8 protein-coding genes, 2 pseudogenes and 1 riboswitch are annotated in these 8,527 nt (G+C 33.4%); of the genes and pseudogenes, 1 reads left to right on the top strand and 9 read right to left on the bottom strand.

Translation table 11 applies throughout. The features are described 5' to 3' along the window. The 6 genes from ACEWK1_RS26560 to ACEWK1_RS26535 form a co-directional block, all read right to left on the bottom strand. Nucleotides 1–680: metallophosphoesterase (locus tag ACEWK1_RS26560; RefSeq protein WP_416636819.1), on the bottom strand; the 680-nt coding region annotated here is incomplete at its 3' end. 90 nt (nt 681–770) lie between these two features. Beyond that, the gene (locus tag ACEWK1_RS26555; RefSeq protein ID WP_416636818.1) at nt 771–1,238 is read right to left on the bottom strand and encodes a YpbF family protein; all 468 of its coding nucleotides are present in this window, start codon (nt 1,236–1,238) and stop codon (nt 771–773) included. A 73-nt stretch (nt 1,239–1,311) separates the two neighbouring features. Next, nucleotides 1,312–1,971, bottom strand: coding sequence for a LysM peptidoglycan-binding domain-containing protein (locus tag ACEWK1_RS26550; protein WP_251396020.1), 660 nt, complete (start codon nt 1,969–1,971; stop codon nt 1,312–1,314). Then, complete coding sequence (locus ACEWK1_RS26545) at nt 1,968–2,561, bottom strand: CPBP family intramembrane glutamic endopeptidase (RefSeq protein WP_121662626.1); 594 nt, start codon at nt 2,559–2,561, stop codon at nt 1,968–1,970. Before ACEWK1_RS26545 ends, ACEWK1_RS26550 begins: the two co-directional genes overlap by 4 nt. Before the next feature lie 3 nt (nt 2,562–2,564). Further along, a complete protein-coding gene (locus ACEWK1_RS26540; RefSeq protein ID WP_416636817.1) occupies nt 2,565–4,034 on the bottom strand; it encodes a RecQ family ATP-dependent DNA helicase in 1,470 nt (489 codons plus the stop codon). A gap of 5 nt (nt 4,035–4,039) precedes the next feature. After that, on the bottom strand, nt 4,040–5,113 hold the full coding sequence (locus tag ACEWK1_RS26535) for a helix-turn-helix domain-containing protein (RefSeq protein WP_121662628.1): 1,074 nt from the start codon (nt 5,111–5,113) through the stop codon (nt 4,040–4,042). Between the two features lie 277 nt (nt 5,114–5,390). Here ACEWK1_RS26535 and ACEWK1_RS26530 point away from each other — a divergent pair, with 277 nt between their 5' ends. Next, nucleotides 5,391–5,639, top strand: coding sequence for a ferredoxin (locus ACEWK1_RS26530; RefSeq protein ID WP_098796186.1), 249 nt, complete (start codon nt 5,391–5,393; stop codon nt 5,637–5,639). 38 nt (nt 5,640–5,677) lie between these two features. Here the strand turns inward: ACEWK1_RS26530 and ACEWK1_RS26525 are convergent, their stop codons facing one another. The 3 genes and pseudogenes from ACEWK1_RS26525 to ACEWK1_RS26515 form a co-directional block, all read right to left on the bottom strand. Further along, nucleotides 5,678–6,265: an ECF transporter S component gene (locus ACEWK1_RS26525; RefSeq protein WP_416636816.1), complete on the bottom strand. Its 588-nt coding sequence runs from the start codon at nt 6,263–6,265 to the stop codon at nt 5,678–5,680. Nucleotides 6,266–6,449: 184 nt separating this feature from the next. Next, a riboswitch (FMN riboswitch) is annotated at nt 6,450–6,585 on the bottom strand. Between the two features lie 336 nt (nt 6,586–6,921). Beyond that, a pseudogene (locus ACEWK1_RS26520) lies at nt 6,922–7,647 on the bottom strand (peptidoglycan DD-metalloendopeptidase family protein); the annotation flags it as partial. Between the two features lie 219 nt (nt 7,648–7,866). Further along, nucleotides 7,867–8,527 (bottom strand): annotated as a pseudogene (locus ACEWK1_RS26515) (hypothetical protein); the annotation flags it as partial.

The raw sequence follows: 8,527 nt of genomic DNA, 5'->3' as shown, positions 1-8,527 counted from the left end.
GCATTTTCAAGGTAATGCAGCTTTCCTTTTTCATATAAACCAAGACCCAAAAACCTTATTTGTCCACCATGAGTATGCCCACTTAAAATGATAGAAATACCATCTTTTGAATTAAGCTTTTTGTATATGTCAGGGTTGTGGCTTATTAGGATCTTAAATTCAGAGGATGACGTACGTTCTAAAGCATGATGTAGTTTGTCTCTTCTTTTACTAGTATCCTCTACTCCCACTAAAGCAATTTTCTCTTTATTTGCTGAAGTAAAAGATGTTGAAGAATTATTAAGGATTGTAATATTATTTTTAATAAGCAGTGCTTCAAGTTCATTTTTCCCTACTTCATAATCATTATTGCCAAACACAAAAAAAGTAGGACCCAATTTCCTTAACAATTTAATATTTTCCTCAACTCTTGAAAACGGAACTCCTGACTCCGTTAAATCTCCACCTATAACGACAAGATCAACTTTTCCAGGTATTTTTTCCAATAAACGTGTTGAAATTGTTCTTCTATGAATATCTGAAATGAAAAAAATTGAAAGTGATCCAGTACTTTTTGGAAAAGTGCTAAATTCTATATAATGCTTTGTTAAATGATTCTTTCTAGCTTCTATAAACATAAAAAGTAACAACACAAGTATTCCTAGGAATAAACTGACTACAATTATTAACAGTTCAATCACAATCACCTCTATATACGCTTAAAACACTAAAGAAACTCTTTCATTATAACAAAAAACCCTTTCTTTCCAAAATAAGAAAGAAGGGGCCATTTACTTGCTTTCATGAAACAAGTTTATGTCAAATTCAGATTTCATCATTTTAAAAACTTCATGTCTGTTTTGCCATTGAGTTGGCTGTGGCCAGAGTTCAGCACTTTTCCTTATAACTTCACATCTTAAATTTTGATATTCAGTTTCTGCTTTATCTTCCTTTTTCTTAAAATATTGTGCTGTTGCATAACCACCTACAATGAGTAAGACAAAAAAGATATTCATTTCACCGTCAAATAATAAGTGAAAGAAAGCATCAGCCTGGCCTCCAGTTGGCTTAATAATAAACACATAAAGGTACGCTATAAAACCCATTAGCAAAATGAAAGTAACAAACTGCGCTCGAAAACACTTGAGTTTATACTTTTCAAATTTCCTTTTTTTCTCGACCAAATTGTTGAGCATTTGTTTTGTTGGTTCGTCAGTATGATTCTTTAATTGTTGTATTTTTATTTCAATCGTGGTCACGCCCTCTCATCCAACAATACATTTCGGTTAATATATTGTATGAGGTCGTCCACAATGTTATGAAGCAAATATGCTACTTAATAGGGATTTTTAATACCTGTCCTTCATAAATTTCATTTCCCGTTATTCCATTATAGCTACGGATTGTTTCCATCCCAGCTTTACTGTTGTAATACTTAATAGCAATAGTAAAAAGGGTTTCTCCACCTGCTACCTTATGTGTTTTGATTTCCTTATACTCTTCTTGATCACTAGTTTCCTCGCTGTTCGTTTGTAAAGACTCCTCAGTTATCTGGTCGCCTTGCTCAACTTGCACTTCATTCCCACTGTTAGAAGTATTAGATGACACCATTTCTTCACTTTCTAGATCTGATGTATCTTGTTCATCTTCGATTGAATTACTACTAGTTACTACTTCTGACTCACTAGTAGACTCCTGACCATTTGAAATAAATACAGTGTCTTCCCCAACAATTTGATCACCTTGAGTTTTTTGAGCATTCTTTCCATTAAAATATAGGTTCATAGATAAAATGAATATGGGGAGTAGAATAAAAAACAAAGCTAAAAGTCTAATAACAGGATATTTCATTTTAACCTTAGCTTTTTTCGACTTCTGCCCTTTGTGAATTTCACTCCGGGGTGGATAATCTCCATGTTCCTGTTTATATTCATCAATCATTTTCGTACGTAAGCCCTCTGCTTGATCTGATTGTCCTTTTTGGTCGTTCATTTATTCTTTCCCCCTCTTACATATTGCCATCTAATTTGAATGGCAAAGACTAGATCAATTAAGTAATGAGCCAATATGGTTGTAAAAAGGTTTGCTGTTAGTTCATAAACATACCCTAATAAAATACTTATAGAAATCACCATTAAAAATAATAGCCATTTAGAGAGATATCGAAAATGTAGGATTGCAAAAATAATACTAGCCACCCATAGACCAAAATGTGTTTGAATAACCCCTCTAAATAATATTTCTTCTGACACCGCAATAACTGCAGTAAGAAAAAAGATATGTGGGATAGATCGCTTTTCAAAAATCTTCTCATTAATGCCACCATCATCAACAAGATCTTGTGGTGCCAACTTAAATATACTAAAATCCACAATAATCACCAATAAAGCTGTTCCGACCCCATATAAAATAAAATCAAAGTCTCTAAAATGAAATAGCCCAAGAAACTCTTGTATATGATCAAAGAGAAAAAAACCAAAAATAATGGACACACAAATAAGAAGAAATTGTGTAAAATATAAATTTTGTACGATTTGCTTATCTGTTAATTGATTAATTAATTCATTTTGTTTCTTAAACAAATTTTATTCACTCACCTTGCAAAAGATCAGTCTTAATTCTTCTTGCCAGCTTCTATCTTTCTCCTTTATTTCTGGTCTAGCTTCTGGAATATATAAATCATAATCTATTCCACACACATCACAGCAGTTTTTTTGCTTATTATCATATGCTTCATTGAAATAGGAGAGTAATTTTTTTCTTCTACATGTTTCGCCTGCTAGCCATTTGGACATATCTGTTAGTTTTTCATGCTTTAGAGCTACCCTTTTTTCTATTTCGTGCCAGATTGTAGCTGTTAAGTTTTCCGGTGAAACATTATGTGCTCGATGTTTATAAAAAGCATTCTCAACATAACGCCATTGAGTTTCAGTTAACCCAAAAAGCTGCTGTATTTGTTCTAAAGTTACTTTTTCATGTTGGAACATATAATAAATTGTTTGGTTTAAAGCATCATAATTAGGGAATTCTGACTCAACGAGCGATTTCGGTATTTCGTAGTCTGCATCCGTTACTAATGTAATGGCAACACTTTCCTTACCATCCCGGCCTGCCCTACCTATTTCCTGCATATAAGATTCTAATTGTGATGGAAAATGAAAATGAAGGACAAATCTAATATTCTGTTTATTAATCCCCATACCGAACGCATTCGTACAGCATACAATCTGCAGTTGATCATATAGAAACTGCTGTTGAATTAGAATTCTCTGTTCTTGTTCCATTCCACCATGATAATAGGCAACATCCGTTAACCCTGAATCAATTAGTAGTTGTGCTACCCTTTCTGTCCATAATCTACTAGAGCAATAAATAATTCCCGGGCCCTTTAAAGTGCGGACCAATTGGTGCACTCGATCAATTTTTTCTTCTAATGAATAACATCTTTCCACTGATATTCCAATGTTTGGTCGATTTATCGAAAAAATAAATTCTTTGAAATTCGCATCAAATCGAAGGATATGATGGATATCTTCTAGGACCTCTTTTGTCGCAGTAGCTGTTAACGCTAAACAAGGAGGATTTAAAAGTGCTTCTTTTATTTCACCGAGCTTAGAATAATCTGGTCTAAAGTCATGTCCCCATTGAGAAATACAATGAGCTTCATCAACAACAAATAGTGATATTCCAGCATTTTTCAAGGCATTCAATACATAATCATATTGAAGAATCTCTGGAGAAACATAGATATAGCGATACTTTCCTAATTCTTGTAGAATTTGTCTTCTTCTTAGAAGGGAAATTGTACTATTAAGGGCAACAACTCTTTTCTCCCCTCTTTTCTTAATTTGTTCCACCTGGTCTTCCATTAAAGAAAGTAGTGGAGAGACAATCAATATCGGCCCTTTTAAGAAATAACCTGGAAGTTGATAACACAACGACTTCCCGCCACCCGTCGGGAGCATAGCGACTACATCATTTTCTTTAAGAACTGCTTCAATAATTTCTCGCTGACCTTCACGAAAGTGTTGTAATTGAAAGTGGGACTGTAACACTTGTTCTAGCTTTTGGATGTTTCTCCCCTCCCGATGAGCGCATAAGTAAGTCTAATTTGAAAATAACTGTATTCGTTATTTAAAAATTCTCTCACTTTTTTTAACTGATGTGTGTTCAGCCTTGTGATTGCTCCCATAATTTTATTGTAATCTTCCTCATTCAAAAATGGTGTTGGGATATATTGTTGATCATGTAATGTAATTTCGACAATATGGTCTTCAATTGTACTTTGCTTGAGTCTTCTAACTGTAGCAATTTCAGCAGGGTCCAATCCTTGCAGTAAATATGACCTGGTAATTTTCGTTGAAGAGGTAAACCCTTCAATATGCCATTTATCTTCTAACATTTCGTTTAATAACAAATATTGATTTTTATTGGTTTGAAGAGACTGAATGATGGAATGAACAACATTCCAAAACAATAAGTACATATAAGTTGAATCCTCTTCATGCTTATATGCTATTTGCTCAAAAGTTAATCCAATTTTTTGACTCGATGTTAATCTTTGAACAAAAATAGTGGCATCCTTACTTGTTTGGGTATTCAATATATCCTTAAGTTCACTGTATAAGCGATCGGTTAACTCATTATTAGAACGGTCTCGCTGTTTTAGAAAAGTTTTCACCCACTGTAAATCTTCTTGATTTTTCGTTACAGGCAAGTAGTCTTTTTTTTCATAAGCATAGTTCGATAATACTTGAACGAGAAGAGAAAGCCTCCTCCACAAAACTCTTCCAATGTCTCCATAATTCCAACCATTTAATTGCGCAGGAATCGGATTATTCCCTAGGCTTTCTTTTAAAAATTCATTTCCTTTATTTGTTAGTCGAGATTTATTATCGGGTAGTTGCTCAATCAATCCTTGTTTTAGAAGAGCATTCCATGTTTCATCGGTTTGTATTCTTGATAATTTCGGAAATAAGCTAAAAAGGAACGTGACATTAAAAAGTTTGCCATCTTGAATTGTTTGTGAAGATTTTTTCCCATTAAGTAAATGATAAATAGCGGAGACAGTTCTTTCTCCATTAAATTGCTTTAAGCAAAAGAGCATGACAGTATGGAAATAATCTAGCTTCATTATACCACCCTACAATGTTTGACAATATTCGATTACCTTTTCTATTTTAACAAATTTATGGACTTTCGTTTAGAAATTAATCAATTTATTGATTAATAAGTAGGAAACTTAGCTATGAGAACGATTATCAAAAGAGTTTTCTATTGAAATGTCAAAAAAACCGTTTTACAATACAAGATAGGCGTAACAGAGAAAATGAAGTTTTTCGATTAAGAATCACTCATTTTATCAGTTCTACCATATAATGTGGTATGATTTTTATCAGGAGGTTTGTTTAATGGCAAAATATACAATAGTTGACAAAGATACATGCATTGCATGTGGTGCTTGTGGAGCGGCTGCACCAGACATTTATGATTATGATGATGAAGGTATCGCATTTGTTACATTAGATGATAACCAAGGGGTTGTTGAAGTACCTGAAGCCCTTGAAGAAGATATGATGGATGCTTTCGAAGGTTGTCCAACAGATTCAATCAAGATTGCTGATGAAAAATTTGATGGCGATGCTCTAAAGTTTGAATAAAACGAAAAACCCCTCTTAGATTATAGAGGGGTTTTTTCTTATAAAGACCTTGTATGGAATTGCAATTGATTAGTTAACCAAAATTTCAGCCTCGAAATAATAAGTAGGAATATTAAGGTCATTAGTATTCCTTTTATAAAATTAAACGGCATAATTGAAGCAACAACCAATTGCTTAGTTGCCTCAGCAGTCATAGCCGGTGAATTCAAAAACAGTGTGTATGCAGGCATAATAATATAATAATTTAAGACGCTCATAACAGTTGTCATAAGTAACGTTCCAATCACTAGCCCTATCAAAAGACCTTTTAATGATTTATAACGTCTAAACATGTACGATGAGGGTAAAATAAATATAGCCCCAGCTATAAAATTAGCTACCTGACCTACTGGCACACCAGTTGCACTCCCTTGGATTAGGTAATGTAAGACGTTTTTTATTGCTTCCACCATTATGCCTGCTGCTGGTCCAAATACAATTGCTGCAATTAATGCGGGAGCATCACTAAAATCGATTTGCAAAAAGACAGGAAAACCGGGAAAAGGAAAATCAAGCATCATTAGCACATACGCTATACTGCTCAACATCCCAACTGTTACATGCTTTCTTACCTTACTTTGATTCATTTTTCTTCTCTCCCTTTGCTGATCGCACCCGAAAAAGAAGAAGCTCTTAGACGCTTTAATAAGTCATTTTTAATAACTTATCAAAAAACCCTGATTAACATGATCGATTTGAATCATGATTAATCAGGGCGTTTAATGCAAGTCTAAATAAACGTTTAAAAAACAAATTTTTAAACGTTTGAACCTCCATCTTCTCACATCCAGACTATACTGTCGGTTCTGGAGTTGCACCAGATCCTGCCATTATTACGGCTCGCGGACTTAGAAATAAAAATTTCATCACCGCCGGTCGGGAATCGCACCCTGCCCCGAAGATTGATCATATTATTTTTTACAATTTTATTATAATATGATGAGATCTTCTTGTATAGAAAGATGATCCAATGGAAGTTAATCATTGAAGAAATAGACGTTATAAATATATTCTAAAATAATTCTTACCATTTATTTGAGTAAATTCACTTTTGTGAAGTTACGGATATATTGGCTTATCATTTTTTACTTAAAATTAGGACTTGTTCCGGATATATAAGTGTATTACTCATATCATTAGCACTTTTTATTTTTTCAGGACTGATGTTAAATTCCTTTGCGATGGATTGGATGGTATCACCAGGTTGTACAACATACATATCTTCATTATTCAAATATAACGTTAACTCTTGATTTAGATAAATTGTTTCACCGTTAAGATCATTCCATTCCTTAAGGGACTTTATTGATACATCATACTCACTTGATAGTCCCCAAAGAGTATCACCTTTTGTTACCGTAATTACCTTCTTCTGTGCTTCTTGTTCATTCATTTTGTTTTTCTTAGATTCGTCTTGTATTTGATTTTTATCTTTATTTTTGTTTTCCTGCTTTTCTTGATTAGCATGCGCAGTATGAGATTCAAATACAAATAACGGATCTAATGCGTGTTCTTTTTCATACGTCCATTCACCTTGATGTAATTCGAAATGCAAATGTGTACCTGTAGAAATTCCTGTGTTCCCAATAATTCCTACTACTTGTCCCTTTTTAACGTTTTCACCTTCATTAACATTACGTTTACTTAAATGCGCGTAAACTGTTTCATAGCCTTCTGGATGTTCAATAAATACAACGTTTCCATATGAGTCGGAATAATAAGATTTTGTTACCTTTCCGTCTGAAACAGATACAATCTCCTCCCCCTCTGGAGCAGCAATATCTATTCCTTTATGTTTTCCATGTCGTGTTCCGAATGTATCTGTTATTGTCCCATTAACAGGTTGTACCCATTGATCTTCTAGCTCTTTTATGTATGATTCTGCTTGCACATGATTTTTTTCTATTACTAACATCCCAATTGCAATACTTAATGTTAATAAAACGAAACTCATTCTTCTAACTAGCATTTTTCTCCTCCTGTTTCATTTTTTAGCTATTTAGTTTTTATTGAATAGCCATATCTTTATAATGTTCCGGAGATTTGCCTTTTACATTTACCATGCTTATAAAAATGTACTCAACGGTCAATGTATGAAGGTCTGTCTTAAAAAAGAACATGTGTAGTATGTAACATTATTTTCCTAACTATACATAAAAAGAGACTCAAAATTTTGAGCCTCTTTTCCTTATTTAATCGGATTTGGTGAGTATGGTACTTCAATCGGCTTGGTAACATTCATAACACCAATTCTTTCTTCACTTATTCCATTAAACTTAACTGTTTTATATCCAAAGTCTTTTGCGGTTAACAAGAGTGATTCTAACATCATAATACTTTGTTCGTTGTTTTTAATATCTTTGTTTTCATTAAATTCAATATTCAATTGATTTTCATTTTCACTAACATTAATAATGATATTATTTCCAATAGAAGGCGATAAATTGTATGCTGGTATTCCGTTCTTCATTAAATCAATTGCCTCGATCATAGTCTTCAATGGCTCGGGAGATGGAACAAGTAATTTCTTCGTATTTTTGTCATGTTGATAAATAAGATAAGCTTTTTTTCTTATTTGTGAGATATCTATTTCCGTTACCAATCCTGTATTACCGAACTCAATACCTTCCTTCCCATTTGTAGAAAGATTGGCCCTTTTTACACCAATCCATCGAAATGTTTCTTGAATTGTTTCTTTAAACATCACTTCTGCTGAAGAAGAAGTGATGCCTCCTTCACCTTTATAATCAATATAGACTTCTTCAGGGTCTTCTTTTGAAGATAGTTCCGAATTCTTAAGCTCAAAGGATACAGGTCCTAACTCGTCAAAGAAATCCTCGGGTATAAAC

It is taken from the genome of Metabacillus sp. YM-086 (assembly GCF_048059995.1).
GTDB lineage: Bacteria > Bacillota > Bacilli > Bacillales > Bacillaceae > Metabacillus > Metabacillus litoralis_B.
Note: the sequence above shows the minus strand (reverse complement) of the source record. Positions and strands in the feature narration are given on the sequence as shown.

What these genes read in the sequence shown, in the direction of transcription:
- ACEWK1_RS26535 (WP_121662628.1), bottom strand. Translation starts at nt 5,113, where the DNA reads ATGAAGCTAGATTATTTCCATACTGTCATGCTCTTTTGCTTAAAGCAA.
- ACEWK1_RS26525 (WP_416636816.1), bottom strand. Translation starts at nt 6,265, where the DNA reads ATGAATCAAAGTAAGGTAAGAAAGCATGTAACAGTTGGGATGTTGAGC.
- ACEWK1_RS26550 (WP_251396020.1), bottom strand. Translation starts at nt 1,971, where the DNA reads ATGAACGACCAAAAAGGACAATCAGATCAAGCAGAGGGCTTACGTACG.
- ACEWK1_RS26530 (WP_098796186.1), top strand. Translation starts at nt 5,391, where the DNA reads ATGGCAAAATATACAATAGTTGACAAAGATACATGCATTGCATGTGGT.